We start from the raw sequence: 24,745 nt of genomic DNA on the forward strand, positions 1-24,745 counted from the left end.
TGAACATACTTTTGTGCAGTGGTTAAATAAAAAGAGAGCATGGATTCATCCATCCCCTCTTCCCAATGAATATGAGATTTTAATTTCTCAATTAATTCATCCATATTAAGCTCCAGTTGTTTCTTTTAAAACATACTTGTAAACTGGCACTTCAAATGGTGAATGAATTAGTTGTGCATCTAGTAAGTTCCAAATACGGAAACCCACACGGTTTGTACGTGAGAATAACTCAACTAATTTTTGTACTTCTAATGATCCAATGACATCTTGAATGTAGAATTTAGAGAAGTCACCAAAATAGAAGACTGGCGTATCTGGTTCGCCTGTAATGTCAATTGCATCTTCTTCCTCAACAGGGAATCCTAATAATGTATAACCAATTCCACCTTCCGCTTGATTAAATGGACGGAGTAATGGGAAACCATCATCTGTTTTCATTGTTTCAATTTTTGTTAGAGCTGCTGTGTTTAATACCCATCGTGCTTTTTTACGTACTTCTTTAACAGGTGTATTTTTCATTATTACTAATGCATTGTATAGATCCTTTTCTTCCGTTTTAAATTCAACGGCTTTCTTTGCCAATGCACCATCATTTATATTATTAGCTTCATCACCATTAACCATATATTGAGTTTCTTTACGAACATAAGCTTTTTTCAGCTCGTCCATAACGATTTGTTCAATCGGTAAACCTGTACGTGCTAATAGTTTTTTCGTTACTGTAGCAAGTGCATCAAACTCCGTTGGTGATAATTCAATTTCATCGAACTCAATATCAGTTTCCGGAATTTCATTATTTGTTCGCTCATTTTTATGACCTTGGGCTTCTGCCTTTTTAACTAAAACAGGATACTTAATATTTTCTTTTGTTTTTACTCCTGTTCCTAATCGACGTAAGAAGTTTTCTTCTTGAGCATACGTAATAATTTCTTTACTTAAAAAATCTGGAATCGTAACAGAGCCATTACCAGTAACTAAGCCTAATGCACGAGCTTCCTTCTCATCAATATTACCCACAATATAATTAGCAAACGCTGAACGAGTTTCCGTTTCTTTGTTTTTAGTAGATTTATGACCTTTAGTAGAAAGACCTGTTCCAATAGCTGCCATGATTTCAGAACGTTGCTCTTCTGACAGTTCAGTTTTTGCATCTGGATTTTCTTTTGCTGCTGGATCTTCTTTTTTCTCTGGGTCCTCATCCTTCTTTTTGTCTGGATCTTCTTCTTTTTCTTCCTCTTCTAATTTCGCAATTACATCAGCAAGGGTTTTCGCTTCTTCTGTTAATGCTTCTACTTCAGCCTTAACTGCTGCTAATTCTTCTGAACGAACTTCACCCTTCTCTACTTTACCTTGCAATTCTGCTAATCGAGCTTTATTTCGTGCTTGAGATGCTTTTAAGATTTCTTTTAATTTCATGTCACATTTCCTCCAAAACATTTTTTATTTGTTTAATAAGATTGTTTCTTTCTTCTGTATCATCTTCCACAACTGTTTTTACAGCTACTTCTGTACTTCTCATTTCAATCATGGTTGCATTTTCGCCCCTGGTTTCAATTGAAGTTGCAACATATGCTGGTGTCATATCCAAAATAGAAACTTCCAAAAGCTCTAATTCTTCAATAGATCGTTTTTGAACACCAGATTCGCCTTCTTCCCATGAATCTTTTTCAGAAACAAAACCAAATGACCAGCCACGCAATTCTTTATTCCTTGCCTTCTCAATCACTTGTTCATCTGTAACCGTAGCAATGGCTCTTAAGCCGATATTATCTTCATACAATTCTAAATTTCCGTTTTCAATGGAACCAAGCTTTCTATTTTTATCATGGTTAAAAAGCAAGTCCACGTTTTGAGCCTTCTTTAACGCCTTTTCAAACGTCTTAGGAACAATTTTTTCTTTGAAATATCCCCTTGGAGAAGGTAACATCCGACTTTCTCTGTCCACAACATTTACATAACCATCAAGTATGACTTGATTTCCTCGAACTTCAATTTTCATTCTCTTCACCCCCTCCCAATGAACCATCTGTTGCTTCTTTCTTGCCGATTTCGGTTAAATCATTTGAAATATAAATAGCTTGTGATTCTTTTGTATTTTGTTTAGGGAATCCAAGCATACCAGCAACATTGTCAGGTGAAGTAATGGCTGTCCGCACAAGGTTATAACCGATATTCGTTTTGTTGCTATAAGTGACAAAATCAAGAATATTAATTTTGAATTTAATTCGTTTCCCCGAATTTTGACCATAAAAAAGAAGACTCAAATGGTCTTCAAAATTTTTCATTATCGGTCTCACTGCTTTGTTGTGAATATACATCATCGCTTTTTCAATATCTTCTTTGATTAACTCTGTGTATGTATCCACATTTATCCCTAAAAACTTACCCAAATCCTTTTTGTATACATTTAGATATGCTAGGGTCTTTTCATCGTCTAGCGGGCTTTTAAGCGTTTCTATTGAATACCCTTTTCCAAGAGGAATCATTTTTACAGACCTTGATTCATCGATTGATTCCAGTTGGTCTAAAATTGCATTAATTAACTTTGACTGCGCACCATTCTGTGGATTGATATGGGCATCCAAATTTAACAAGAATGCTAATAGTCCACCCTTTTTATATTTGTCAGTTAAAGTTTTCTCAGCTGACATAACACCCTCCAGTGTATCTCTTCCCAAATCAAGAAGACCTTTTCCTCTTAAATGATCTGCACCAATATTTTTCACATGACGAATCATAAATGGAGGGATTTCTTCCCCACCAATATTAAAATGCTCTACTAAATTATCATCTAACTCTGTAAAAACATTTGAAGCTAAATGTATTTGAGCACCATTTAATATCGGGAATGTTTCTCCCTCCAGTAAATAGGTATTAGTCATTAATTTAATGAATTCAGATTGCGTTAGATAATTATTAGGATTCTTTAAAATACGAAGTGCAATATCATCTTTAATTTCATTACCGAATTCATCTTCCACAACAATATCAGCCAATACCATTTGATTACTAATATCTTGTAACAATTCGTAAACATCACTAGATTGTAAGATATTTGAATCTGTAACATACACACCGCCGTAACGAATGCTTTTTCCTAAAACATCATCAAGATAACCACGCTTTTCAGCCTTTTTAAATAAATAATTTGAAAACCTATCCCTTAAACCCAATTTCTCACCACCTCTCTATCTATAAATATCACCAATCAATTCATCCATGCCTTCTTCAGTTATGCTATCCATAACCATCATCGTTTCTTTATGAGCACATAAAAAAGCAACAAATCCATCAATCTTCTTTTTGGACTGTCGCTTACTTGGGGCTTTCATTCCGTTAATATTTGTTACTACTACAACATTAAGAGCGCAATAAACAAATAAAGGATTATCTGTAATTAAACGCTTTTCATAAATTAGTATTTCTGAATCATCAAGCATTGCGTTCATAACGTTTGGATATTGATTTACTGCAATACACTCTAAACCTAGATTTTCAAGCTTTTCTATTAACTTTTGAGACATCGCCGGATCGTAGTTTATTTGTTGCACATCGTACAAATCCATGCATTCAACGATATATTCCATAACTTGATCCTGATCAATCATCTTTCCATCACAAAACGTAGCAAAACCACGTTCAACCATATCAGTATATGGAACATTGTCCTCTTTTTCTTTAAAATCAATATTTTCATTAGGAAGGAAATACATCTGTTTCACTTTTATAATTGACCTTCCTTCATCATCATGTGAAGGGAAGTTTAAACTTACACATGTTAAGTCTGTTGTTTTAGATAAGTCCAATCCTAAATAACAAATTTCACCTGTAAGATCACCTAAATCTTCCACAAGAACATGTTGTACTTGATCATGCTCAAAATAATTATCAGCACCATTTACAAAAACATTTAAGTGTTTGGAAAGGAACTCAGCTTTTGAGTGTGCGGACTGCTTCGCTTTTTTGAATTCAATCTCAAGTTGTTCCATCGTAACGGAAACACCAATATTCGGGTTAACCATTTCCCAAACTTTACGATCTTCCCAATCATAATTTTTATTTGGTTCCCAGATTGCAACAAACAAAGAATCATCATCGTCATTTTCAAGAACAAGTTTCGCATATTTATAAACACGCATACCTACAGATGAAGCACCCTTACCAGCCGTTGAAATATTAAGCATCATTGGTTGTTCACGAGAAATCTGAGCTGACTTCAAGTTATCGTACATGTCCATATTTTCTTGTGCATGGAGTTCGTCATTCAACACAAAATAAGGGTTCTTTCCTTCAAGACCCTTGGTGTTTTTCGTTAATACCTTGAATTTATTTTGATATGCAATTCCGTTGATGCTATATCGATACATAGCACCACTAACTGTGCCATTAACACCTTTATAAATTTGTGTAGGTCGTGCCAGTGGCTCAGAATTTTCTATCGCTTGTGCAATTGGTTCGGCTGCGTTTTGCGCTTGTTCATAGTCTGATGCTGCACAATAACAATCGGCTCCAAGTTCAAGTTCTCCATACATAGCATAGAGCAATGCGCCTGCTGCGATAATTGTTTTCCCGTTCTTCTTTGGTACTTGAACATATGATTCACGAATAACACGAACTGTTTTCCCTTTTTCGTTTTTATGATACCAACCATACATATTCGCAAAAACAAACATTTCCCAAAGTTCTAATTCCATCAATTGACCTGCAAGCGGACCTTTAACATGACGGATGAACGACTGAACAAAATCCAACATTTCATTTGCCCGATCTACATCAAACCAAATATCTTTACGCTTTTTCCACTTCTTATAACGTTCTACAGCAAGAATGATCGATTTCGGGTATTTCTTTTTATTACGCATGACGTTATTCGCATACTTGTCAGCGTAGTTAACACCTGGTGTAATAATCAATTAGATTTCCGCCATTTATTCCGATGAGCCGCTAATTCATCTTTAGGCTCATTAGATTGGATATTCTCTGCTTTTTTAGGTGTTTTTTGTACACTTTTCCCCTTATTCGTCATTCCAAGAGATTCTAACATTTTGTTCTTCTTATCATTCCAAGTTTCAACTTGTTGAGCAAGTGGATGTTTCATTTCATTTGTTGCTCCAGCCTTATTCTTATGCATTTTTGTGGCTGCAAATCCATCCGCTTTCCATTCATCAAACATAGTTTTATAAATGATAAAAGCATCTAAATAGTTTTCGATTAATGGTTCTAATGAAGGTGTGAAATTGTCATCCTCAGTCAATAATTTTATGATTCTATTTCGTTCTTTGTCCCTTGCAACATCTAGCATTTCCAACTTTTTCTTCTTTGACATTCGAGCCATTTTCACACCCCCCTTCATTTTTTAAAAATGGTGCAACTATTGATGTGCCCCCTACGCTACCTATCCTTCCCAAACCAAAAATTTTATTTTTTGACAGGGGGGCTTATCCAAAATAACTCGGAAAAACTTTTTTGGGTTTATCTTCATTTTCTTCTTTGATATGACATTTTGGACAAAGTAGCATTAAATTGTTTGGATCTAATTTAAGTGTTGGACCATCTTTAATTGAAATAATGTGATGAACATGAGCCCGCCTACCAAATACAAACTTCTTACATCGTTGACAGTAACCTCTCTCACGTTCATATACATATGCTCTAACATACTTCCATTCTTTTGAATTATAGAAAGACTTGTTATCATGATGGTAGATGTTCTTCTTGTCTTTCTTCTTCCTTGGTTTGTTACGCTTATGCTCTTCACAATAACGCCCTTTGTTTATCTTGTTATGACAGCCGTTGAAGTCACAGTATTTCATGCTAATAAAGCAATAATGTCTTCTTTCTTTTTAACATCAGCTGGAATCTCAACGTTAATCGATGCAGCATACTCATGTAATTGTTTCACTGTCATACCATTTAAATTAACTACTGTCTTATCAGGTTCACTTGATAAGTCCATGCCCAGGATCATACTCTCAGGATTAACAGTTACTTCGAATCCTGGTTCTTCGCCAGTTGGTACAAACAGACTTCGCTTTTCTTTGTTATCCCAATACTCTGTACCTGATATTGTTTTTCTAATTTCAGTAATCATTTAGATTCACCCTTTCATTTATCAATCTAATTCTTTTACTTCCTTTGCTTTGAGGAACTGAATCATGATTAGCAAACACACTATAAATCCTGTGCCACATCCAAGAAAGTAACTAAACCAACTCATCTCATCACTTCCTTATCCAAAATAAAAAGCACCCGAATGGATGCTTAGATTAAACTTATTCATTATTACTTTCTCTACTTTCATCATTATCTGATTTAGGGTCTAACAAGCTTCCTATATCAGGCGGCATAGTTAACTCTATACCAGCTACTGGCTGATTATCCTCATTAAAATAATACTTCTTCACTTTTTTCAATTCTTCATTTTTCTTATTTTCACTCATATTACCCCGCCTTTTATGTATGATATTAAACACTTTACTTAATATTTACATTGAGAAAGATAATATACTATTTTTTCAACTCTCACACGACTTATATAATTTTTGCATAATAAAAAGCACTCCTATAAGGAATGCTTTTCACTAACTTTATAAACAATATATTCCCCTTTGGAAATTAGATAAGCAACTAGTAACATACAGAATCCTCTCAGCGTCCCTATAATACTTGGGTCATTGAGAGTATACTCCTGGGCAAACCATTTCCTATCTTGAGGTAATGCGCTATACAATTCATTAATCAATTTCTCATCAATTTCTTGATTATAATAATGTGCTATATTATTTCTTACACGATTAAATTTATTATAAGCCCCTCGCATATCATCACTTATTATATCCAAGGCATGAACCAATTGAAGCTTTTGGGCAAAGCTAAAATTATTTAAATCAATTGCTTTAGAATTAGGTAAATTCTTTTCAAGAATTTGTATCATTATAGATTCAATATATAAGTGAGATTTTAAAAAAACATATAATGGCTCTTCGTTTTTCATATCTTTACTAAACTTAGCAAGTATAATATTTACTGACTCCTTCACATACTATCCCTCCTTAAACATATAATACCGATCTCTTTAATTTTTTATAATAAAAAGCACCCTAGAAGTTGCTTTTACTTTTTAATAGAATTTTTTAACACGTCATATGAATACCTAAGACCCTTTAAAATAGCATTAAAGCGTTTAGAGTTTTCTTCATATCCTTTTGCAAACTCTTCATAATCTTTTGCATGCTCTTCATAAGCTTTTACATGCACTTCAATTCCAGTTTCAATCTTCTTGATTTCATCTTGAATATCCTGAGTACAGGTATTATTCTGTTCTCTCTTTAATTCATCTACTCTATCTCGCATTTCATCTACGCTATTTCGCATTTTAAAAACAGAACCTTTATAATCATTCAAGAACTTTTCAACCATTTGTATTTGCATTAGTATTGTATTCTCTGCCGTTAAAACCTTTTTGTATTCTTCTCTACCCTCAAATTCACCTAAGAAAATTCTATTAACTAAAGTATAATATATATACTTAAAGGTAAATATAAACCTGTCTTTAGCAGATGTATCTTTCTTTATTGGATTTAACTCTAATTGTGGTAACTCACCAGTCTCTTCGCTTGGAAATGGAATTGATTGTGGTACAAAACAGTTCTTAGGAATTTCAAAATTTCTACACACATTAATAATATCAGGGTTTTTAAATGAAATATCAACAAACTGATGCGCAAATTTATTTCTAATTCTTTGTAGATAAGTAATATTTGATTTTTCGTTTTGTGATATTAATCCCAAATAATAAGACATTTGTATTTTTGAATCAAAAGTTCCTAATACACCATTAACTTTAAATAAATCTTTTTCAACACTATCAGATTTAATAAGCAAAGTTTTTAATAGTTCGTTTAACAACTGGTCTATTATAGAACCACAAACTAACACCAGTCCTCTATCACTACTATTTTCAACTTCCTTTTCAAACTCTTTAAATGCTATATCATATTCATTATTTTTAATAAAACGTTCATTAAAATTATTTGCTATTTTGTTTCCCATTTCATCTCTCCTTCTGCATATCTATATTTCGACAAAATGAGGTGTTTTCCTGCATATTTTTTAATATATACTTTTAGTTCATCCTAATAGCTCTTTTCATTCGTTTATACGTATCACGATTAGTTCCCATTAAATCCTTTTAATCTCTATGACTTAAATTCTCTTTTTTCCTTTATTTAGGTTTTAAGCCTAGTTTTCATACCATTTACCCTTCATCAAAACTATCTTATCTTTGTTTTTATTCTTCTCCCAATCACCGCATTTTTTATTTCTGACTACACGCCATGTGTCGGTGACTAGGAGAAGAGCAAAAAGCTCCCCCAGGAAATATATTTTAATTTGTATTGAGATGTAAAGTGTTTCCGCACCTGCACCTCTTTGAATCAACACAAATGGTAAACTTATTGACTCAAAGAAGAGCAGAAGCTCTTCCATAGACCGTTTAGATTAATGAAATATTGTTCTTATTACGTTTAGTATTACAAAGAGGTTCGCAACTCCCCTTTGTAATACAGTGTATTGAAAAAATCTCCTACAAACGCTGATTCATTCAAACAGCAACTTATAGGAACTGGTTCGGCAACCTTCATATATAGGTGGCATTATGATGACAAAAATACACGTTTTTATAACAAAAACCTTATCAATTTATACAAAAAAGACTTTCACTTAATTGTTTTGCTATTTTTTTATCTGCTCTACGCAAAATTTGTTGAATTGTACTTCGTGTTACTTTCAACTCCTTGGAGATTTCTTCCTGCGTTAACATTCCACCTTTGTACATTATAAATATCTCTTTTTCATGCTCCGTTAAAGCGGACAATGCATCTTCTAGTTTAATACGCTCCCAATGTGAAATAACATTCTCTTTTCCTTCACAATCCCACTCGTATTGTGTTTCTGTACTTCTTAAATATCTTTGCATCAATAATGGATTCACTAACTTCTCGCGTTGATATGCTGATCTACGTTCGATTCCTCTTTTACTTTCTGGTTTCTTTGCTGTGCGCATCCATTCCAGTGCATAACGTACATCACTAATCATTCCTTCGAGTACTTTTAAATCTGCTTCTATTGCTGTTTCTTTTACTTTCTCTAATTGACGTAATGTTTTGTTATACTGATCAATTAACTCTTTCATATGTTGTATTCCCTCCTTAATAAAAAGAGGACGTTGGTTATACATAGGATTTCTTCCTATACATAATCAACGCCCTCAAATGTGGACTATTCATTTTGTTTTCTATTTTTCTTAATTTAATACGATATGTGAAATTATTTAATTTAACATTCTCTTTTTAAGTTGGAATCTAATCTGTTCTCCTCTTACTACTCCCAGTACTTTAGCTATTTCATTGTATGACATCCCTTCTTCTCTCATAGCAGCAGCTTTTATACAAAGTTCATCCCAATCCTTTGCTGTTCTTATCTTCTTTTTATTTGCGACATTTTGACCACCTAAGCAAACACCTAGATTATTCATACGTTTTCCTATTTCGCATTTATTCCAACAATACTCTGCATTACGGTCATATCTATGTTCACAACGCCTACAATTCTTATCCTGCAAATCTATAACCTCTAAACGAATGGCTGCTTTATTCATACCAGGTCAGTCCATTCCATTTTTTCTACATTAAGCAGGTAATCTACTAATGCACGGTCTGTATGATCTACTACATATGCACGTTTGTTAAATTCTTCTCTTGGGATAGATTTACGTCCATTATCATATAACATTGCTTGATAGTACTCTGTTACCAACGAGACCGGAACAAAATAAACTACCTTATCTTTCTTAAACTCTATTAAGAAAAAACAAATAGCTCCCATTGCTTGTGTATCTTCTAAATAATCAATTTGATGCCGATGTATATTATCTAGTGGGAATCTTGTTGTTTCTTCTGTTGATTTCGCTTCAAAATAAACTGCTCTTCCTTTGTATACACCATCATAATCTACTGTTGATTTCTCTTGCCAACAACTTTTTATTATCTCTCCTTTTTTATTTGTCTTTAAAACTTTAATAGGAGTAGCACGTTTGTTAAATATCCCTATATTTCTTTCCTTATACATACGGTTCGTAATATTGAGTAATAGTTCAAAACTCATTCCCCTATTTCCGTAACCCACGTTAATTCCTCACTTTCCACATAAAAAATCCAAATCTCGTAAAACATGTTTATTTTCCACTTTGAGACGTTTTATACTATCCTAGACTTATCGCACTAGAAAATTTTTAAAACCTAAATTCACCCTGTTTTATGAAGCCGTTTTTTCTACAAAATGAAATTTTTATTATATTTTTGCACCTTGAAGAGCAACTAGCATACATTATCATGTGTGCCACATTCTACTTTGAGGACCCGTCTTACTTTGAGCACTTTAATTTAGTGCTCTTTTTGATTTTTTAAATAGACATATCCTTTTTACATATTTTCAAAAAGGATGCACACACTATCCATAAGCCGTTCGAACTAGCGGCTTCACTCCCTCTCTCTATGAGTATGCCATTAGTTAATCTCACAAACTCATGAGACCCACAGGCAGGCAACTAAAAATGTTGTCTGCCAAATCATTAACAAATTTTGTATAATCAATACTGATTTTGTACATACTCTTTAAAAAGCTATTGACATTTTCATAATTTCTCTGACGGACTCCCCACCGTTATCCAAGGGCTTTAATAACAGACAACTTTTTCAGTTGTCTGTTATTTTTTTGTATAATCCTTTTCCATTCACACATACTATTCATGAGTCAATTTACCAATACGAGTCATTTGGGTACTTTTAAAATCTTCCTAAGTTAATTTACTCCTCATGGGACAAGCAATTTCGCTTGTCCTATTTGTAATTAAAATTTTATCTTTATGCCCCTTTCCCAATTCTCTGTATTTAAATTTATTTTTTTATTTAGTATTAAATGTAAAAATGTGCACATTATAAAAAATATTGCTCACTACTACGTGGGAACAAAAGGAGGATTTTATAATGGACAAACGAACAGAGAAACAAGTTGAAGCTGTAGCACGTAAAGCTGCTGATTTAGAAGTTTCACAAGAATTAACTAGTCTTAAAAATCAAATTCAACAGTTACAACAGTCTTTATCTCAAGCAACTCAAGGGCAACAACAACAACAACAACAACAACCGCAACAAGGATTACAACAAGCTAATCAACTGATGCAACAGCTTCAACAATTCAACCAACAGTCTCAACAACAAATGCAACAAGCTGATCAACAATTACAACAAACTATTCAACAAGCTATTCAAACACTAAATCAAGGATTACAATATCTACAAGCTAATCAGACATTAAGTCAAGTAAATCAAGCTATTTCTCAAGCTCAATCACAAGTTGGCCAAATAGGCGGTCAACAAGGTCAGCAAGGGCAACAAATGGGTAACCAACAAGGTATGCAAATGGGTAACCAACAAGGTATGCAAATGGGTAACCAACAAGGGCAGCAAATGGGTAACCAACAAGGGCAGCAGCTATTTTAATAAACGCATTCTTAACAATCCAAGAAGCAGTAAATTTTCCGTATCTTATATAACAGTAAGTAAACTCCAATTTCTTTTTGTTAGTCATTTTTAGTATCAAATAAACAGCAATACAGTTCTTGTAAGAGCACTTTTATATAGTGCTCTTTTTATTTGCCATTAAAATAGCGTTTTTATTAAAATCACCTTAAATCTTCGTTAGATTCCGACTATGAAATATAACAATATAGTAAAATGATAGTTGCAATACTAATATTTGTAATTTCTAGGAGGTTAGCCAATATATGCATCCTTTTGTTGAAAAACTCACTATACTATTTTCTTGTATGGGTGTACTTCTTCTCATCATTGGAACAGTTCATCTTTCAAAGAAAATTAAGGAAAAGAAAGATAACAAAGAATCTTAAACAGGTCGGTTAATTTAACTAACCTGTTTTTTATTAAAATAAGGATTTTGTACTAATTACCATTCATCATGTTCACGAATAATTTCCAGTTGTTCCTGCGTTATCTTCATATCAATCGGATCATAGTTTTTCTTGATAAATTCCACATCATTATTGAATGGAAGACTTCCCATAAACTTATAAAAGTTTTGCACATCTTCTTCAGTCGGCTTTTTCAAATCGTTTTTTATAATGTGAAGAGCATCTGTAATTTCTTGTGTATCTAAAAATTCGTCGCTCCAGTCACCGCAATCTGGTCCATTACATAAATAACGGTTTTCCTTGTTTTTAGCTTTGAATACTACTGTTGGTATTTTCATCTTTCATTCTCCTTTGTTCATATTTTTGTAACACCTATACTCGAATTTGTGTGTTAAACTAAGCTCATTCGAAGAAGTTATTCGTTATTAATAAAATCAACAATTCTTAATCCCCTGTCCCCTGCCCTAGCCCCCCTGCTAGGGCTTTTTATTGTTTAAAATAACTATTTTATTAAATTTCTCTACTTACTAAAGTAATACTCTTGAAAAAGTATTCATATAAATTTATCGAATGCACTTTGGATTCTTTAGAAAATCCAATACTTTAGGAGCTGATTAACATGGAGAATAAATCACTAAAATTAACAATTCCTCCTGACATGAAAATCAGATTTACATTTTTTTCATCTTCTGGCGAGATAATTTTCAAACAATCTCTAGCGAATGAAACTTTAGACCCCATAACACTTCCTGTCCATTGTCCTACTGAATACAAAAGATTTGAGGCTGAAAAAATCCCATTATCAAAAAAAATAATTAACCATACATAGATGTTTACCAAAATCCCCATTAATTTCAGGGGGTTTTTCTATATAAAATAACGCTTTTGTTCAAATTGAATTGCTTTATTTCTCCCAACTCGCCTTATAAATTTCACCTGTTTCAATGTTCTGTAGTTGACGGAGTTTATCTGCATCAATAACTCTTAATCCATATTTCTCTAACATCTCTGAGTTATCTTCATTATCCAACTGACCCGAAAAAATCATTTCACCTGAATCAATCTCATACACATCGAATTCGTAATTCCAAGCAAAGTATATTGCTTCTACAACATTTTCCATTGGGATGGCATAGAATCGACCTTCGTCCCAATCCCACATTTTAAATTTGTAATTATTCTTCAAGAAAATCATCTCACTTTCTTATAAAATTCAAATTTGATTAATATCCGTTATCCTGGCGTTTAAAGTTCTCTGCATTCTTTTCCTTATACGTTTGTACAATGTCCTTGTATGTAAAGCCGTATAAATAACAGATGCGGAAGAAAACACCGAACATTTGTCGTATTTCTGATACAGGGAAAATCCGATATACTACCCATTGCTTTTTCGCTTTAAATACTATCTTGCTCCACATTTCGAATAAACGATTGATACTATAAATATGTCTGCTGTGCATCTTCGCATAGTTGAAACATCCAATATAATTATGTGATCCTCGTGCAGAAGCATTAATGTCTAGTACTATAGATAAAAGGAAATGTAATCCGTCTACTAATTCACCCAGAAGTTTATTTTTATCTGGCGTTTTAAATTTTGCACTCCAATACTTGAATGATTTTGTTTCATTCCAAGCTTCATTAATTTCTACGTTTAATGAATAAAACTTTAATTCAATACGATCTTCTCCACGATAATCAATGCGTTTATCTAATTCTTTTTGCATAGCAAATAATTCACGTAAATTAAACTTTGTATGTAGTTCTTCATCTGTAATTCTGTGTAGTTCCATCATTGTTCCGCTCCCTTTTTAACAGTTCTTGGAGTTCTTTGGCAGACAGCTCGTATAACTGTCTGCCGTCCTCCATTTTGTAAATACGATGATTACTAATTAATTGTTCTATAATCCATTCTTTTAAATCCATTAATCCTCCGAGCTGTTATTTTTACGCTTATGATCCAATTTATCTAACGTCCGAAACACAATCATGATTAACAATAAACCGAATATTAAAATTATTAGTTTCATAACTTAACCTGCTATATCCTCTTTGAAAAATAACGGCTGTAAATCTTCTGCTTTAATGTCATATGTTTGGTTTGAATTAATAACACCAGCTGTAACAACATCTCCTGTTTGGTATAAAACTGTGAGTGCATAAACGTCATTTGACACAAAATCCCCTGGTTCAAATTGCCCTGGCTTTCTTCCTTTACGCTTGAACACCTGGCGCCAACCTTCATCATCAATTTCTATCGCTGTAGCAAGACGGCATTTATCGATATGATTGCAACCCCATTCACCTTCAATTGAACCCTCACTATGCCAATGTCCCCATAACTCCACTTTGTTGTTGATTGTATCTTTAATAATTCTTTCAACTTGTGTAATTAATGGATCATCCTCTGTTTCACAAACAACCCAATGACCAACCGCAACCTTTGTATTACTTTTACCAATTTGTAAATTCATTCGCCTTTCTCCCCTTCTAATGTAATAACTATCTGCTGATCTAAAATTGCTCCTATTACGGCATTCATCCATAAATGGCTATTAATCTTTCTTTTTAGAAATGTAATTATAGTGATTAATTCCGCTGTAGAAAGAGAAACGAATTCTCCTAACCTCTCCTGGTTAAACTTGCCACCACGCTTTTCTACTTGCATTGCGATTTTATTTTCTTTTATAAACTGTCCAGCTGCAGTTAAATCAAATTGCTGTACCTTATCTCTACCAAATAAATTTATAAGTTCTTTCATGGCATCCTGCAGTACATGAAAGTTTACTACTTTTACACTTTGCTCCATTTCACCATTACATTTACTGCAAAGTGTTTTTTCGCATCCTTCAATGTGCATAGTACGTATTTCAGTACCTTTTATTTCTTTTCCGCACACATCACACCAATTACCTACATCAAAAATATCTAGCATGTAAACATCTCCTAAGACTTATATTTCTGTAATTCAGCTTGTAATCTCTTCCGCTCTTCATCTATCGAATTACTATTAGACTTTGGGGACTCTACAAGATTTTCATTCTTTTGTTGTTGTAACCATTTCGGAACTACTTCTGTTCGACCACCATAATTATTGTTAGTCCGTCTTTTATTCTTGCTACGTTCAAACCGTGCATCTAATGCCGCTACATCATTCAATGTTTTTACATTGCTTTGTTTCCAGTTATCTAAAATCCTTAGGATATACCGCCACTTCGGAACATTTTCATCAATCGCTTTATTGATAGCATGTTTAATTACTTCACTACTAAATATGTCGCAATACTTACCTAATTCAGCTATAGCAATCTCACTTAATGGAATTCCTTTTTCTAACAAGAAGTTGTAACTGATTTTAAAATTTCCGTTGATTAACTCATGTGATGATTTATCGTTATTATCATTATGATGATTAGTATTTTGTATATTAGTATTTAGTTTATTAGTACTTAGTATATTAGTACTTAGTAGTGTGGGATTTTCCACCGGAGGGTTTTCCACCGGTGGATTTTCCACTGGTGGCTCTTCCACTGGTGGAAAATCCGCCAATGGCTCCACTTGCGGAACTTCATGAATTACCGTTTCCCAACTGACAATCTTATTGTTTTCATTTCTAATTGGAAGGCGCTTTAAATATCCATATTCTTTTAATTCCTTCATGCCACTTCTCAAACTATCAATACCATCTTTTGCATGTGTAGCTAACTCTTCTCTATAGAACACCCAATCATCCGGCAGTGTGAGTATATACGCTAAAATGCCTTTCGCTTTCCAAGAAAGCCTTTCATCTCTTAAACCGGTATTATTTACAACAGAATAATTTGTGTTCTTTGCTACTCTTACAATCCCCATAATACCTACCTCACAAACTCTTGAATTGGTGCTATAATTGATTTGTTATGTTTTTTCTTACAGGACCCGTTGCATCGGGTTCTTTCTTTATGCATTTCGCCTAATACTATCCACAACTTCTTGCCTTCCTCCTGCTTCTTCTAAACGATCCGCTACATCTAAAATTTTTTTTCTTTCCTCAGAGGAATCATTTTTTATTTTCTTAAAGTACATAGCTGATAATTCTTTTGACCTTTCTAAATCTCTTCTGATTTGCTTTTGATATAATGCATGTAGTTCAAAATAAGCGTTCTTGTCACCGTTTCGATTTGCCTGCTTCATTTGCTTATATAGAAGTTGTTGATTCTGTAAACATTCTCTACGCTCCTCTTCTAATTCCATAGCTTTTTCCAGATGCTCTGGAAGAACTCTGTTTTTTGTTCCCACTGTTTAACACCTCTCTTTCTAGGCGATCACTTTCATCAAACTTTCGCTCAATGAAAGTACCACCTTTATATAGTCCATACATAAATACCGCAAACCCTATACCAAAGATACAAACATTTTTTGTACTTTCTATCGTTGTAACATCCATTAGGCTAAAATGAATACCTTTTTAGACTCTATTTCTTGCACTAATACGTTATTTAAGTATTCTTTAATGTTATTCATCGCTTCTAACTTCCAAGCACCACCATCAGCCTCAAACAAGCCGCAACGAGCGCCTTCACGCATTCTAAAGACAAATTTACTTTCTGGTTGTTCAACTTCAACAAATGTTCTATATGGACTTAATTGAACTGGATTTGGTACTTTCGCATTCCCTCTACTAGCAACTCCTGTTTTCACAGTTACAGCTTGTGATACACCGTCATCTCCAATTTCCTTTACACCTTCTTCTACGACGGTACCTACTACCTGTAAAACGATGTCTCGATGACTGTTTTGTACAAATCCTGATTGCAATGCAATATTAAATTCTTCTCTGTCATAAAAGCTTCCAAAATTAAAACGTGGAGTAGATGCTTGCGCTTGGATATATGTACTTCTAGCCTTATCTCCATTAACCGCAGTAAAGCAACTTACCGTTGTTGGATTTACAATATGAATCATTACAGGTTCAGTTGTGTCAAATTCTGATTTTACGTAACCTACTAAACCAGATAAACTACGTACAACAATTTCTGCAGGTGTTGGTTCTTGCACAAGATGTAATCGTTGTGTTGAATATGTCTGTTCACCGATTTTATGTGTTTCAATCGTTCCAATCTCTAATACCTTTTCAATTGCTTCTCTTGTCATAGTCATTTTTCATTTCCCCATTTCTTAATTTGATTTCGTTTTTAAATAATCGATTACTACCGTTTGCTTTTCTACAGCTTTGTTTTGCTCTTCCACTTCTTCTACCGATTGTCCAACATCTGTTTTCACATCACCTTGTAAATCCATGTAGAATTGTCCTTTGGCTCCGGAAGCTAATTCTTGCCCTACTAAATTTCCGTTTTGGTCCATATCTAATAGAATCTTAGACTCTACCGCTTCTGTTGGTGCTAGTTTCGAAGTTGCTTGAACCTGGCAATTCCATACATCACGTTTCTTATCTCCAGCAAACGAAAGTGTTAAAACAATCTTTCTTGCTTTTTTCGGATCAGTATTCAAATCCGCCATATTTTCCATTACATGCTCAAACTCTTGATGAAATCTTTCAGCAAGCGCTCCATCAGCAAATGTGTTTAGATCAATCATGTTTATTTCCTCCTATTGAACTTGTTTTATAAAAAGTCGACATCCACTTTAACCTGAATGTTTACTGGGATTTCTTTTGTGACACGGATAGAACCAGGACTTTCACCGTTCTCAATTAATTGCGTTACTTTTTCTTTTACTCCATCTGTTGTTTCGAATTCATAAACATTAGCAGCACCAAAGCCATTATGATGAATTACTAAATATTTTTGTTCTCGCATGTTACTTCCTCTCTTTCTCGAATTCGTTGAGCTGCTATTCTAGGCACAGAAGTCCTCATTAAAAACGCCTTTAGAAGTTTAATAGCTTCGGGACTCGGTCCTTTACGAATCGCCTCTTTGACTTCTGTATTAGCCACTACTTCTTTAAGATTTGCCTCCATCATGTTTCCTCCTATTGAACTTCTGAAAAATTCATTTGTGAGTTAACAGCTGCAATTTCTTCGCTTAACACAATTGGTAATGCATATTCACTGATTATTTCTGATGCTCTCTCTAAATGAAATCGCTTAATAGCCTTATAACTTTTCACTCCAAATTCACGGTGTAATTGGCTGTAAATGTCACTATATACTTTCTTCCTTAATCCAACATCTTGATAAGCATTGGTATGTTTACCTCCAAGTAGCACAACTCCGCAACGTCTTACAGAATTTGAAATTTCATCACATTCAATGGCAAATAACGGTGCATTGTCTCTCAAGTCTTTTACCTCTGATTTAATATCTTGAAGTTCTTGTTTCTGTCCTTCTAATACTTGAAATGTCAGTTTTAAAACACTCATTGGATCTGTAGAGATTTGTTGCTGTTTTTGAATGTACTCTTTCATACGTTTGAACTCTTGGATAAACTTAATTTTCATTTGTACCGCTTCTTTTGTGTTGTAGCCCATTGCAACTAATGTAAAAGCTTCTTCTGTAAGCTTGTATTTAGGCATTATCTTGTTTTGCGAATTCATATAAGAGGACTGGTGAAAATTTACCTGTCCGAATTCTTCCCCCGCATATTCAATTTGTTTACGAATATCCTTCAATACATTGTTATGCTCTTTTCCGAACATGTCTGCAATCATCAAGCTATCTGTTACAACTTCTCCATTAACTTCAAATACTAATTCGCTATGTACTGATTGTTCGTTTACTACAGTTAATTGATCCATGTTGTTCCCTCCTAACTATATGTTCCGAATTACACGAATAGCATTCGTATAACGATGCACTAAATGTAATTCCTCATTTACTTTCTTAAAAATCAACCAATTATCAGGGTTTAAATTGTATAACTTAATTTGATTCTTCTCCCGCTTGGTTGGTTTCTTACCGTTTTTCATTTTCAATCTCTCCTTATCAAATAACCTTAAGTTCCTTTATAGGAACATCGAATCCAAAAAAATAATAATCACCACTTATACCATAATGTCTGCATATCGTTACAATTTCAGGGATAGAAAAGTTCCCGCCAGTTCCGTTGATATTTTGATTTACAGCAGAAACACTCTTTCCCAATAATTCTGCAATTTCACTTTGCTGAATGCTATTTTCAGCTAAAAATGCCTTAAATCGAAAATATGGCTTATGATTTCTAACCACTTTAGTCATAGTATTTCACCTCTCCCGTGTTCCTAAAAAGGAACTTTGTGACTTAAATTTATCACCCAATATTTTAGATGTCAATAAAAAAGTTCCTGGAAAGGAAATTTTCCAACACAAAATGTTGCAAAATCGGAACTTTTCTTATAAAATTTAGATGTATCTAAAAAGGGGGCGATAAAATGGAATCATTAGGTAGTAGATTGAAAAAATACAGATTAAAAAACAAATTAACTATTGATGACTTTATAAAAAAATATAATAAGAACTTTAATGCAAGCATTAGTAAAAGCATGGTATCAAGGTGGGAGAACGACTTAGCTGAACCAAAAATTCAGGTTGGAAGAAATATTGCTATTATGTATTCTATTCCATTCGATGAACTTGTAGGAATTATAGAACCTGGTCAAATTGTCCAGGATGGAAAAATTATCGGGATTCCTCATACGGAAAACGAAAATAAAAATCTCAAAACCATAGCCGCTCACTTAGAAGGAAAAGATATTACTGACGATAAAATGAAAGATGTATTAAATTACATTGATTTTATATTCAGAGATCAATTCGATAAGTGATGAAAGGTGGTAACAAATGTATACATCGTACGAAAGGCTACTGTGTAAATACGAAAATGAAGTCCAAGTAAAAGAAACAGAATTATCTCATGGTTTTAAGGGGTTGTATTATGATGGAAGAATCTTAATCGATTCAAGTCTTAAGGAAAATGAAAAACACTGCATTCTCGCCGAAGAAATAGGGCACCATTATACATCCTACGGCAATATTATTGATCAAAAAAGCATTGAAAATAGAAAACAAGAACAAAAAGCGAGAAATTGGGGATATAAAAATGTTATTCCTTTTGCAAAATTAGTGGCAGCAAAACAGGCTCATTGTAATACTTATTATGAAATCGCCGAATTCCTTGATGTGACACAAGAATTTTTAGAGGCATCTATTGGGTACTATTTTCAAAAATACGGAAAACAAATAAGATGGCGAAACTACCTAATAACATTCGAACCTTTAGATGTTATTAAGCTCTAGACTCACCTAAATGAATTGGGGGAATAAAGAATGAGATGCGCAATCTATGCCCGTGTTTCAACAGAAGAACAAGCATTGGAAGGTTACTCCATTTCTGCTCAAAAGAAAAAACTTAAATCATATTGCGATGCTCAAGATTGGGATGTTGTTGGATATTATGTAGATGAAGGGATATCTGCTAAAAATACTAATCGCCCAGAATTAAAACGTATGATAGAACATATCGAAAAAGGATTAATTGATTGCGTTTTAGTTTATCGCCTAGATCGCCTTACTCGTTCAGTGTTAGATTTATATACACTACTGGATGTTTTTGAAAAGCATGATTGTAAATTTAAAAGTGCAACAGAAGTTTATGATACAACTACAGCAATAGGTAGGTTATTTATCACTATAATTGCCGCACTTGCCCAATGGGAACGAGAAAACATTGGAGAACGAGTTCGAGTAGGTCAACAAGAAAAAGTAAGACAAGGTAAATATACATCTGGCAGGAAGCCTTATGGATATAGCGTAGATCATAAAAAAGGAACTTTGAAGATTATCGAAGAGGAAGCGAAAGTTGTACGTTCTATTTTTAATGATTACTTAAAAGGTTATAGTGCAATGCGAATTAGTAAAAAGTTAAATACCCTTGGAACTCCTGGACGTGATTATTGGAATGAAAAAGCCATAATGTATATTCTAGAAAATCCACTATACATCGGTACTTTACGATGGAGAAAGGAAACAGAGCATTACTTTGAAGTTCCGGATTCCGTACCAACAATTATAGAACAAGAAATATTTGATAATGTGCAAAAGTTAAGAGAATCTAGACGTGACTCACACCCACGTAGTCAATATGGCAGTTACATTTTTTCTGGTATTATAAAATGCCCACGGTGTGGTGGCCCGCTCGTCGGTAACTACGTAAAAGCAAAAAAACAAGATGGAACTGTCACTAAATATAAACATTACTTCTGTAGAGGTCGAAGATTAAATGTTTGTAATATGGGAAGTATGTCTGAACGAAAGCTTGAAAAAATAATAATTCCACATATCCTCTCTTTCTACGTTGACGCAACAGAGGAAATAAGTGATGAAGAAGTTACAATTGGAAATAGTAATATAGAAGATGAAATAACGCAGATTAAAAACGAATTAAAAGTCATAGAAAAACGACGTAAAAAGTGGCAATACGCTTGGGCAAATGATCACTTAAAAGATGAAGAGTTTACCGAACTTATGCAAGAAGAAAACGAAAGAGAAAAGTCACTAACAGAAGCATTGTACAAATTAAAACCAGCTGAAAATAAAAAACTCAACACTGAAGAACTAAAAAGCATTCTAAAGGATATCAAGCTGAATTGGAGCAATTTAAATGACGAAGAAAAGAAAATGTTTATGCAAATCATACTTAAAAAAATAGTTGTTGAAAGAAGCGATCAATGGTACGCCTATGAATTAAAAATTGTAGAAACAGAGTTTAATTGATGGTATAGTTGATTAAACTCTATTTATGTGTTATCAGAGGTTTTAGCCTAAAAAACTAGATCCGTTCTTACGGCAACTCCGCTCTACAATATCAAGAGGCTTTTGAAACATGAAAAAAGAGTCTTCTACTTCAACCACTCGCGTTACAATACGTTTTTCACCTAAAATAATCGGAAGTAAGGCCATAGTATTCTTGTTTACGACATAACTTTCAACATAGCGTTCTGCTTGTTCCCCCATCCTACACTCTCTCCTTCATCATTTTTTTACAATTTATAACAGCAGCTGCATGGATAATTGTAGCACTTAAAAAAACAAAACTGTTTACATTTTCAAATATTTTACATTTTCTTATAAAACTTTAAAGTTTCATAATATTCCTTCATATAAATATCTATATGAAATCTTCATATTTCTCTACCATAAAAGATGTATCGTTATAGAAAAATAAACTTTTTCCTTTTTGAAATATTTGTAACATAGAAAGTGTATGATTCGTTCAACATACATACTTTCATAAATTATGTATTCGATATGTATACTTACATTCATTTCATGCACCTTTTTTCGTATATTTCATATTGTAAACATGAAAAGGTGTGTGTAATTGTTGCTTTTAATTCATATAAAACAGCACTTATTAATCATTGAACTCCCCCACCTTCACTCCGTTTAGGGTAGAAAGGCTTCTCGGTTAAAATGATAAATATTCTACCTACAAATTTCATATTAAGGAGAATCATAAATGAATATAGTTTGGAATAGAATGCATACTCCTCATTTGATATATCACCCTGGATATAGCAGCTTTCCCGTTTCTTATACCTATCATATAAAACCGATTTACTTTCAATATTCTCCACCAGCTTCTACTTCTCACCATTACCCGCTACATCCAGTTTATCCGACACATTCCACACAGCATTCATATCCCGGTAATAACATATATAAAACTCCCTTTTTTAAACATTTTAATCATATAGTGAAGGCACAAACGTGGGAAAGTTAAGAAATTAGAAAGCAAATTTACTACGTTTCTATGTCCCATGTCTCGGGATATGAAACAAGAAGGCTAGCAGGAAATCAACAGAATTTCTCCCACACGAAGTATTTTTTATCCATATAAAAAAGAAGAAGCTGTCTCCAAAAGGTCATTCAAAACGACCTTTTGGGACAGCTTCTTTCTTATCACATACTATAAAATTATAGTTTTACAACGTTTTTAGCTTGAGGTCCGCGGTTGCCATCTTCGATTTCGAAGCTAACTTTTTCGCCTTCTTCTAAAGATTTGAAACCTTCAGTTGTGATTGCAGAGAAGTGAACGAATACGTCGTTTCCGCCTGGAACTTCGATGAAACCGAAACCTTTTTCATTGTTAAACCATTTTACTTGTCCTGTTACTGTCATAATTATTTCCTCCTAAGAAAATAGAAATTTTTTTAGTTTTCATACATAAAAAAAGAATCCACACATTATCAAATACGAAACATAAAACAGTTCTCACATACTTTTTCTCGTTCGTTTTCAGCACTTGATAATATATGGATTGCTTGATTTAGTTATTCAACTAGATTCATCATAGCATACTTAAAATAGAATGTACAATATTTTTCAGGAATATTTTTTCTAATTTTTGGTATCCCTCATGAATGAAACAATTATCATAAGTTTTACTTCATATAAAGTGAAACTTTCTTACTCCATCGCTGATAAACAACTTTCAGCCCTTAATATACATCAAAAATAAAAGCAGGTGCCCTTAAAGGACATCCGCTTTCACACTTATTTCGTAAACTGCGCCTCTTCTGTAGATCCTTTCAGCGCTGTTGTGGAAGATGTTCCGCCTGTAATCACTTGCGCTACTTCATCAAAGTAACCCGTTCCAACTTCACGTTGATGGCGCGTTGCAGAGTAACCGTGCTCTTCTGCCGCAAACTCTGCTTGTTGCAGTTCAGAATATGCTGCCATGCCGCGCTCTTTATAACCACGTGCGAGTTCAAACATACCGTAGTTTAGCGCATGGAATCCTGCTAGTGTTACGAATTGGAACTTGTATCCGTATGAAGCAATTTCTTTTTGGAAGGTTGCAATTGTTTTTTCATCTAGTTTTTGTTTCCAGTTAAAAGATGGTGAGCAGTTATATGCTAGTAATTTCCCTGGATATTTCTCATGAATCGCTTCTGCAAAACGCTTCGCATCTTCTAAATTCGGTTCAGATGTTTCACACCAAACAAGATCTGCATATGGCGCATACGCTAAACCGCGCGCAATTGCTTGATCAAGTCCTGCTTTTGTACGGTAGAAGCCTTCTGGTGTTCTTTCGCCTGTAATAAATTCTTGATCAACTGGATCAATATCACTCGTAATTAAATCAGCAGCGTCTGCATCTGTTCTTGCTACAATAATTGTCGGCACACCCATTACATCCGCAGCAAGTCTAGCAGAAATTAAATTACGCACCGCTGTTTGCGTTGGTAGTAATACTTTTCCGCCTAAATGTCCGCATTTCTTTTCTGAAGATAACTGGTCTTCAAAGTGCACGCCGGATGCACCTGCCTCAATCATACCTTTCATTAATTCAAACACGTTTAATTGCCCGCCAAATCCCGCTTCAGCATCTGCCACGATCGGTACAAAATAATCTGTATCACCGCTACCTTCCATATGCTGAATTTGATCCGCACGTTGCAGCGTTTGATTAATCCGTTTTACAACAGCTGGTACACTGTTCGCTGGATATAAACTTTGGTCTGGATACATGTGCCCGGATAAATTGGCATCCGCTGCCACTTGCCAACCGCTTAAATAAATTGCTTTTAATCCTGCTTTCACCTGCTGCATCGCTTGGTTTCCTGTTAACGCACCGAGCGCATTAATATAGTCTTCTGTATGAAGCGATTGCCAAAGTTTCTCCGCCCCGCGGTGTGCTAATGTATGTTCAATATCAATTGACCCGCGAAGACGAATTACATCCTCAGCAGAATATGGACGCGTTACCCCTTTCCAACGTTCGTTTAACTCCCAGCTTTCTTGTAATTTTTGTACTCTTTCGTTTGTCATCTCTTCCA

At 34.0% G+C, this 24,745-nt stretch carries 37 protein-coding genes and 2 pseudogenes; 6 read left to right on the top strand and 33 right to left on the bottom strand.

Translation table 11 applies throughout. From position 1 onward, the window contains the following. The 15 genes and pseudogenes from CN288_RS29440 to CN288_RS05375 all read right to left on the bottom strand — a co-directional run. Positions 1–104, bottom strand: a pseudogene (locus CN288_RS29440) (phage gp6-like head-tail connector protein); the annotation flags it as partial. A gap of 1 nt (position 105) precedes the next feature. After that, a complete protein-coding gene (locus CN288_RS05310; RefSeq protein WP_098301877.1) occupies positions 106–1,416 on the bottom strand; it encodes a phage major capsid protein in 1,311 nt (436 codons plus the stop codon). Between the two features lies 1 nt (position 1,417). Next, entirely contained in the window at positions 1,418–1,999 is a 582-nt protein-coding gene (locus CN288_RS05315) for an HK97 family phage prohead protease (RefSeq protein WP_141527922.1), read from the bottom strand. Then, positions 1,989–3,173, bottom strand: a complete 1,185-nt coding sequence (locus tag CN288_RS05320; RefSeq protein ID WP_098301879.1) for a phage portal protein — start codon at positions 3,171–3,173, stop codon at positions 1,989–1,991. Before CN288_RS05320 ends, CN288_RS05315 begins: the two co-directional genes overlap by 11 nt. Before the next feature lie 15 nt (positions 3,174–3,188). Further along, on the bottom strand, positions 3,189–4,913 hold the full coding sequence (locus CN288_RS05325; protein WP_098301880.1) for a terminase large subunit: 1,725 nt from the start codon (positions 4,911–4,913) through the stop codon (positions 3,189–3,191). Then, positions 4,910–5,335: a P27 family phage terminase small subunit gene (locus CN288_RS05330; RefSeq protein WP_141527923.1), complete on the bottom strand. Its 426-nt coding sequence runs from the start codon at positions 5,333–5,335 to the stop codon at positions 4,910–4,912. The genes CN288_RS05325 and CN288_RS05330 overlap by 4 nt, the downstream gene beginning before the upstream one ends. A 103-nt stretch (positions 5,336–5,438) precedes the next feature. Further along, on the bottom strand, positions 5,439–5,813 hold the full coding sequence (locus tag CN288_RS05335; RefSeq protein ID WP_098301881.1) for an HNH endonuclease: 375 nt from the start codon (positions 5,811–5,813) through the stop codon (positions 5,439–5,441). Next, on the bottom strand, positions 5,810–6,091 hold the full coding sequence (locus CN288_RS05340; RefSeq protein WP_098301882.1) for a hypothetical protein: 282 nt from the start codon (positions 6,089–6,091) through the stop codon (positions 5,810–5,812). Before CN288_RS05340 ends, CN288_RS05335 begins: the two co-directional genes overlap by 4 nt. A gap of 181 nt (positions 6,092–6,272) precedes the next feature. Continuing rightward, positions 6,273–6,440, bottom strand: coding sequence for a hypothetical protein (locus CN288_RS28630; RefSeq protein WP_098301883.1), 168 nt, complete (start codon positions 6,438–6,440; stop codon positions 6,273–6,275). Positions 6,441–6,562: 122 nt separating this feature from the next. After that, entirely contained in the window at positions 6,563–7,039 is a 477-nt protein-coding gene (locus tag CN288_RS05350; RefSeq protein WP_098301884.1) for a hypothetical protein, read from the bottom strand. A gap of 74 nt (positions 7,040–7,113) precedes the next feature. Then, the gene (locus CN288_RS05355; RefSeq protein WP_098301885.1) at positions 7,114–8,052 is read right to left on the bottom strand and encodes an MltR family transcriptional regulator; all 939 of its coding nucleotides are present in this window, start codon (positions 8,050–8,052) and stop codon (positions 7,114–7,116) included. Positions 8,053–8,241: 189 nt separating this feature from the next. Continuing rightward, the gene (locus CN288_RS28635) at positions 8,242–8,487 is read right to left on the bottom strand and encodes a hypothetical protein (protein ID WP_098301886.1); all 246 of its coding nucleotides are present in this window, start codon (positions 8,485–8,487) and stop codon (positions 8,242–8,244) included. Positions 8,488–8,695: 208 nt separating this feature from the next. After that, positions 8,696–9,193 carry a sigma-70 family RNA polymerase sigma factor gene (locus tag CN288_RS05365; protein ID WP_098301887.1) on the bottom strand — a complete coding sequence of 166 codons (498 nt, stop codon included), beginning with the start codon at positions 9,191–9,193 and terminating at the stop codon, positions 8,696–8,698. A gap of 138 nt (positions 9,194–9,331) precedes the next feature. Beyond that, entirely contained in the window at positions 9,332–9,658 is a 327-nt protein-coding gene (locus tag CN288_RS05370) for a zinc-finger domain-containing protein (RefSeq protein ID WP_098301888.1), read from the bottom strand. After that, positions 9,655–10,185, bottom strand: coding sequence for a Holliday junction resolvase RecU (locus CN288_RS05375; protein WP_098301889.1), 531 nt, complete (start codon positions 10,183–10,185; stop codon positions 9,655–9,657). Before CN288_RS05375 ends, CN288_RS05370 begins: the two co-directional genes overlap by 4 nt. 860 nt (positions 10,186–11,045) lie before the next feature. Between CN288_RS05375 and CN288_RS05380 the strand changes: the two genes are divergently transcribed. Both CN288_RS05380 and CN288_RS29445 read left to right on the top strand, forming a co-directional pair. After that, positions 11,046–11,561, top strand: a complete 516-nt coding sequence (locus CN288_RS05380) for a hypothetical protein (protein ID WP_098301890.1) — start codon at positions 11,046–11,048, stop codon at positions 11,559–11,561. Between the two features lie 284 nt (positions 11,562–11,845). Next, positions 11,846–11,968 (top strand): hypothetical protein, encoded by a 123-nt coding sequence (locus CN288_RS29445; RefSeq protein WP_255259949.1) that lies wholly within the window; start codon positions 11,846–11,848, stop codon positions 11,966–11,968. A 56-nt stretch (positions 11,969–12,024) separates the two neighbouring features. Here the strand turns inward: CN288_RS29445 and CN288_RS05385 are convergent, their stop codons facing one another. Beyond that, positions 12,025–12,327, bottom strand: coding sequence for a hypothetical protein (locus CN288_RS05385; RefSeq protein WP_098301891.1), 303 nt, complete (start codon positions 12,325–12,327; stop codon positions 12,025–12,027). A 281-nt stretch (positions 12,328–12,608) separates the two neighbouring features. Between CN288_RS05385 and CN288_RS28640 the strand changes: the two genes are divergently transcribed. After that, a complete protein-coding gene (locus CN288_RS28640; RefSeq protein WP_176527646.1) occupies positions 12,609–12,818 on the top strand; it encodes a hypothetical protein in 210 nt (69 codons plus the stop codon). A gap of 75 nt (positions 12,819–12,893) precedes the next feature. Here CN288_RS28640 and CN288_RS05395 read toward each other — a convergent pair whose 3' ends face one another. From CN288_RS05395 to CN288_RS05460, 14 genes are all read right to left on the bottom strand, one after another. Further along, on the bottom strand, positions 12,894–13,151 hold the full coding sequence (locus CN288_RS05395) for a hypothetical protein (protein WP_000263625.1): 258 nt from the start codon (positions 13,149–13,151) through the stop codon (positions 12,894–12,896). A gap of 61 nt (positions 13,152–13,212) precedes the next feature. After that, complete coding sequence (locus tag CN288_RS05400) at positions 13,213–13,785, bottom strand: dUTP diphosphatase (protein ID WP_098301894.1); 573 nt, start codon at positions 13,783–13,785, stop codon at positions 13,213–13,215. Beyond that, positions 13,757–13,915, bottom strand: a complete 159-nt coding sequence (gene fbpA, locus CN288_RS05405) for a Fur-regulated basic protein FbpA (protein WP_098301895.1) — start codon at positions 13,913–13,915, stop codon at positions 13,757–13,759. Before fbpA ends, CN288_RS05400 begins: the two co-directional genes overlap by 29 nt. Before the next feature lie 107 nt (positions 13,916–14,022). After that, positions 14,023–14,463: a hypothetical protein gene (locus tag CN288_RS05410; RefSeq protein WP_098301896.1), complete on the bottom strand. Its 441-nt coding sequence runs from the start codon at positions 14,461–14,463 to the stop codon at positions 14,023–14,025. Continuing rightward, complete coding sequence (locus CN288_RS05415; RefSeq protein WP_098301897.1) at positions 14,460–14,924, bottom strand: hypothetical protein; 465 nt, start codon at positions 14,922–14,924, stop codon at positions 14,460–14,462. Before CN288_RS05415 ends, CN288_RS05410 begins: the two co-directional genes overlap by 4 nt. 11 nt (positions 14,925–14,935) lie before the next feature. Then, the gene (locus CN288_RS05420) at positions 14,936–15,841 is read right to left on the bottom strand and encodes a DnaD domain protein (protein ID WP_098301898.1); all 906 of its coding nucleotides are present in this window, start codon (positions 15,839–15,841) and stop codon (positions 14,936–14,938) included. A gap of 87 nt (positions 15,842–15,928) precedes the next feature. Then, positions 15,929–16,267 (bottom strand): hypothetical protein, encoded by a 339-nt coding sequence (locus CN288_RS05425; RefSeq protein WP_098301899.1) that lies wholly within the window; start codon positions 16,265–16,267, stop codon positions 15,929–15,931. A gap of 147 nt (positions 16,268–16,414) precedes the next feature. After that, positions 16,415–17,128 carry a hypothetical protein gene (locus CN288_RS05435; RefSeq protein ID WP_098301901.1) on the bottom strand — a complete coding sequence of 238 codons (714 nt, stop codon included), beginning with the start codon at positions 17,126–17,128 and terminating at the stop codon, positions 16,415–16,417. 18 nt (positions 17,129–17,146) lie between these two features. After that, positions 17,147–17,566 carry a replication terminator protein gene (locus tag CN288_RS05440; RefSeq protein ID WP_098301902.1) on the bottom strand — a complete coding sequence of 140 codons (420 nt, stop codon included), beginning with the start codon at positions 17,564–17,566 and terminating at the stop codon, positions 17,147–17,149. A 26-nt stretch (positions 17,567–17,592) separates the two neighbouring features. Continuing rightward, on the bottom strand, positions 17,593–17,787 hold the full coding sequence (locus CN288_RS05445; protein ID WP_098301903.1) for a hypothetical protein: 195 nt from the start codon (positions 17,785–17,787) through the stop codon (positions 17,593–17,595). Continuing rightward, complete coding sequence (locus CN288_RS05450; RefSeq protein WP_141527924.1) at positions 17,766–17,951, bottom strand: hypothetical protein; 186 nt, start codon at positions 17,949–17,951, stop codon at positions 17,766–17,768. The genes CN288_RS05445 and CN288_RS05450 overlap by 22 nt, the downstream gene beginning before the upstream one ends. Before the next feature lie 8 nt (positions 17,952–17,959). Beyond that, entirely contained in the window at positions 17,960–18,724 is a 765-nt protein-coding gene (locus CN288_RS05455) for an ORF6C domain-containing protein (RefSeq protein ID WP_098301905.1), read from the bottom strand. Between the two features lie 15 nt (positions 18,725–18,739). Further along, positions 18,740–18,895: a DUF6906 family protein gene (locus CN288_RS28645; RefSeq protein WP_176527647.1), complete on the bottom strand. Its 156-nt coding sequence runs from the start codon at positions 18,893–18,895 to the stop codon at positions 18,740–18,742. Positions 18,896–18,911: 16 nt separating this feature from the next. Then, the gene (locus CN288_RS05460; RefSeq protein ID WP_098301906.1) at positions 18,912–19,163 is read right to left on the bottom strand and encodes a helix-turn-helix domain-containing protein; all 252 of its coding nucleotides are present in this window, start codon (positions 19,161–19,163) and stop codon (positions 18,912–18,914) included. A 173-nt stretch (positions 19,164–19,336) separates the two neighbouring features. Between CN288_RS05460 and CN288_RS05465 the strand changes: the two genes are divergently transcribed. Genes CN288_RS05465 through CN288_RS05475 form a run of 3 tightly spaced genes read left to right on the top strand, consistent with a single transcriptional unit; the run spans position 19,337 to position 21,677 of the window. Continuing rightward, positions 19,337–19,729, top strand: coding sequence for a helix-turn-helix domain-containing protein (locus CN288_RS05465; protein ID WP_098301907.1), 393 nt, complete (start codon positions 19,337–19,339; stop codon positions 19,727–19,729). A 16-nt stretch (positions 19,730–19,745) separates the two neighbouring features. After that, entirely contained in the window at positions 19,746–20,201 is a 456-nt protein-coding gene (locus CN288_RS05470) for an ImmA/IrrE family metallo-endopeptidase (RefSeq protein WP_098301908.1), read from the top strand. 30 nt (positions 20,202–20,231) lie between these two features. Next, on the top strand, positions 20,232–21,677 hold the full coding sequence (locus tag CN288_RS05475; RefSeq protein WP_098301909.1) for a recombinase family protein: 1,446 nt from the start codon (positions 20,232–20,234) through the stop codon (positions 21,675–21,677). Between the two features lie 45 nt (positions 21,678–21,722). Here CN288_RS05475 and CN288_RS05480 read toward each other — a convergent pair. The 3 genes and pseudogenes from CN288_RS05480 to aceA form a co-directional block, all read right to left on the bottom strand. Next, a pseudogene (locus CN288_RS05480) lies at positions 21,723–21,917 on the bottom strand (competence protein ComK); the annotation flags it as partial. A gap of 963 nt (positions 21,918–22,880) precedes the next feature. Next, positions 22,881–23,084: a cold-shock protein gene (locus tag CN288_RS05490; RefSeq protein ID WP_003195857.1), complete on the bottom strand. Its 204-nt coding sequence runs from the start codon at positions 23,082–23,084 to the stop codon at positions 22,881–22,883. 375 nt (positions 23,085–23,459) lie between these two features. Beyond that, positions 23,460–24,737: an isocitrate lyase gene (gene aceA / locus CN288_RS05495; protein ID WP_026590505.1), complete on the bottom strand. Its 1,278-nt coding sequence runs from the start codon at positions 24,735–24,737 to the stop codon at positions 23,460–23,462. Positions 24,738–24,745: the final 8 nt, after the last annotated feature.

It is taken from the genome of Bacillus sp. AFS023182 (assembly GCF_002560575.1).
Lineage (GTDB): Bacteria > Bacillota > Bacilli > Bacillales > Bacillaceae_G > Bacillus_A > Bacillus_A arachidis.

What these genes read in the sequence shown, in the direction of transcription:
- CN288_RS05315 (WP_141527922.1), bottom strand. Translation starts at nt 1,999, where the DNA reads ATGAAAATTGAAGTTCGAGGAAATCAAGTCATACTTGATGGTTATGTA.
- CN288_RS05445 (WP_098301903.1), bottom strand. Translation starts at nt 17,787, where the DNA reads ATGCGAGAACAAAAATATTTAGTAATTCATCATAATGGCTTTGGTGCT.
- CN288_RS28635 (WP_098301886.1), bottom strand. Translation starts at nt 8,487, where the DNA reads ATGGAAGAGCTTCTGCTCTTCTTTGAGTCAATAAGTTTACCATTTGTG.
- CN288_RS05335 (WP_098301881.1), bottom strand. Translation starts at nt 5,813, where the DNA reads ATGAAATACTGTGACTTCAACGGCTGTCATAACAAGATAAACAAAGGG.
- CN288_RS05420 (WP_098301898.1), bottom strand. Translation starts at nt 15,841, where the DNA reads ATGGGGATTGTAAGAGTAGCAAAGAACACAAATTATTCTGTTGTAAAT.
- CN288_RS05380 (WP_098301890.1), top strand. Translation starts at nt 11,046, where the DNA reads ATGGACAAACGAACAGAGAAACAAGTTGAAGCTGTAGCACGTAAAGCT.
- CN288_RS28630 (WP_098301883.1), bottom strand. Translation starts at nt 6,440, where the DNA reads ATGAGTGAAAATAAGAAAAATGAAGAATTGAAAAAAGTGAAGAAGTAT.
- CN288_RS05465 (WP_098301907.1), top strand. Translation starts at nt 19,337, where the DNA reads ATGGAATCATTAGGTAGTAGATTGAAAAAATACAGATTAAAAAACAAA.
- CN288_RS05475 (WP_098301909.1), top strand. Translation starts at nt 20,232, where the DNA reads ATGAGATGCGCAATCTATGCCCGTGTTTCAACAGAAGAACAAGCATTG.
- aceA (WP_026590505.1), bottom strand. Translation starts at nt 24,737, where the DNA reads ATGACAAACGAAAGAGTACAAAAATTACAAGAAAGCTGGGAGTTAAAC.
- CN288_RS05470 (WP_098301908.1), top strand. Translation starts at nt 19,746, where the DNA reads ATGTATACATCGTACGAAAGGCTACTGTGTAAATACGAAAATGAAGTC.
- CN288_RS05415 (WP_098301897.1), bottom strand. Translation starts at nt 14,924, where the DNA reads ATGCTAGATATTTTTGATGTAGGTAATTGGTGTGATGTGTGCGGAAAA.
- CN288_RS05450 (WP_141527924.1), bottom strand. Translation starts at nt 17,951, where the DNA reads ATGATGGAGGCAAATCTTAAAGAAGTAGTGGCTAATACAGAAGTCAAA.
- CN288_RS05440 (WP_098301902.1), bottom strand. Translation starts at nt 17,566, where the DNA reads ATGATTGATCTAAACACATTTGCTGATGGAGCGCTTGCTGAAAGATTT.
- CN288_RS05370 (WP_098301888.1), bottom strand. Translation starts at nt 9,658, where the DNA reads ATGAATAAAGCAGCCATTCGTTTAGAGGTTATAGATTTGCAGGATAAG.
- CN288_RS28640 (WP_176527646.1), top strand. Translation starts at nt 12,609, where the DNA reads ATGGAGAATAAATCACTAAAATTAACAATTCCTCCTGACATGAAAATC.
- CN288_RS05410 (WP_098301896.1), bottom strand. Translation starts at nt 14,463, where the DNA reads ATGAATTTACAAATTGGTAAAAGTAATACAAAGGTTGCGGTTGGTCAT.
- CN288_RS05355 (WP_098301885.1), bottom strand. Translation starts at nt 8,052, where the DNA reads ATGGGAAACAAAATAGCAAATAATTTTAATGAACGTTTTATTAAAAAT.
- CN288_RS05310 (WP_098301877.1), bottom strand. Translation starts at nt 1,416, where the DNA reads ATGAAATTAAAAGAAATCTTAAAAGCATCTCAAGCACGAAATAAAGCT.
- CN288_RS05385 (WP_098301891.1), bottom strand. Translation starts at nt 12,327, where the DNA reads ATGAAAATACCAACAGTAGTATTCAAAGCTAAAAACAAGGAAAACCGT.
- CN288_RS05340 (WP_098301882.1), bottom strand. Translation starts at nt 6,091, where the DNA reads ATGATTACTGAAATTAGAAAAACAATATCAGGTACAGAGTATTGGGAT.
- CN288_RS05400 (WP_098301894.1), bottom strand. Translation starts at nt 13,785, where the DNA reads ATGATGGAACTACACAGAATTACAGATGAAGAACTACATACAAAGTTT.
- CN288_RS05435 (WP_098301901.1), bottom strand. Translation starts at nt 17,128, where the DNA reads ATGACTATGACAAGAGAAGCAATTGAAAAGGTATTAGAGATTGGAACG.
- CN288_RS05460 (WP_098301906.1), bottom strand. Translation starts at nt 19,163, where the DNA reads ATGACTAAAGTGGTTAGAAATCATAAGCCATATTTTCGATTTAAGGCA.
- fbpA (WP_098301895.1), bottom strand. Translation starts at nt 13,915, where the DNA reads ATGGATTTAAAAGAATGGATTATAGAACAATTAATTAGTAATCATCGT.
- CN288_RS05490 (WP_003195857.1), bottom strand. Translation starts at nt 23,084, where the DNA reads ATGACAGTAACAGGACAAGTAAAATGGTTTAACAATGAAAAAGGTTTC.
- CN288_RS05395 (WP_000263625.1), bottom strand. Translation starts at nt 13,151, where the DNA reads ATGTGGGATTGGGACGAAGGTCGATTCTATGCCATCCCAATGGAAAAT.
- CN288_RS28645 (WP_176527647.1), bottom strand. Translation starts at nt 18,895, where the DNA reads ATGAAAAACGGTAAGAAACCAACCAAGCGGGAGAAGAATCAAATTAAG.
- CN288_RS05455 (WP_098301905.1), bottom strand. Translation starts at nt 18,724, where the DNA reads ATGGATCAATTAACTGTAGTAAACGAACAATCAGTACATAGCGAATTA.
- CN288_RS05330 (WP_141527923.1), bottom strand. Translation starts at nt 5,335, where the DNA reads ATGGCTCGAATGTCAAAGAAGAAAAAGTTGGAAATGCTAGATGTTGCA.
- CN288_RS29445 (WP_255259949.1), top strand. Translation starts at nt 11,846, where the DNA reads ATGCATCCTTTTGTTGAAAAACTCACTATACTATTTTCTTGTATGGGT.
- CN288_RS05365 (WP_098301887.1), bottom strand. Translation starts at nt 9,193, where the DNA reads ATGAAAGAGTTAATTGATCAGTATAACAAAACATTACGTCAATTAGAG.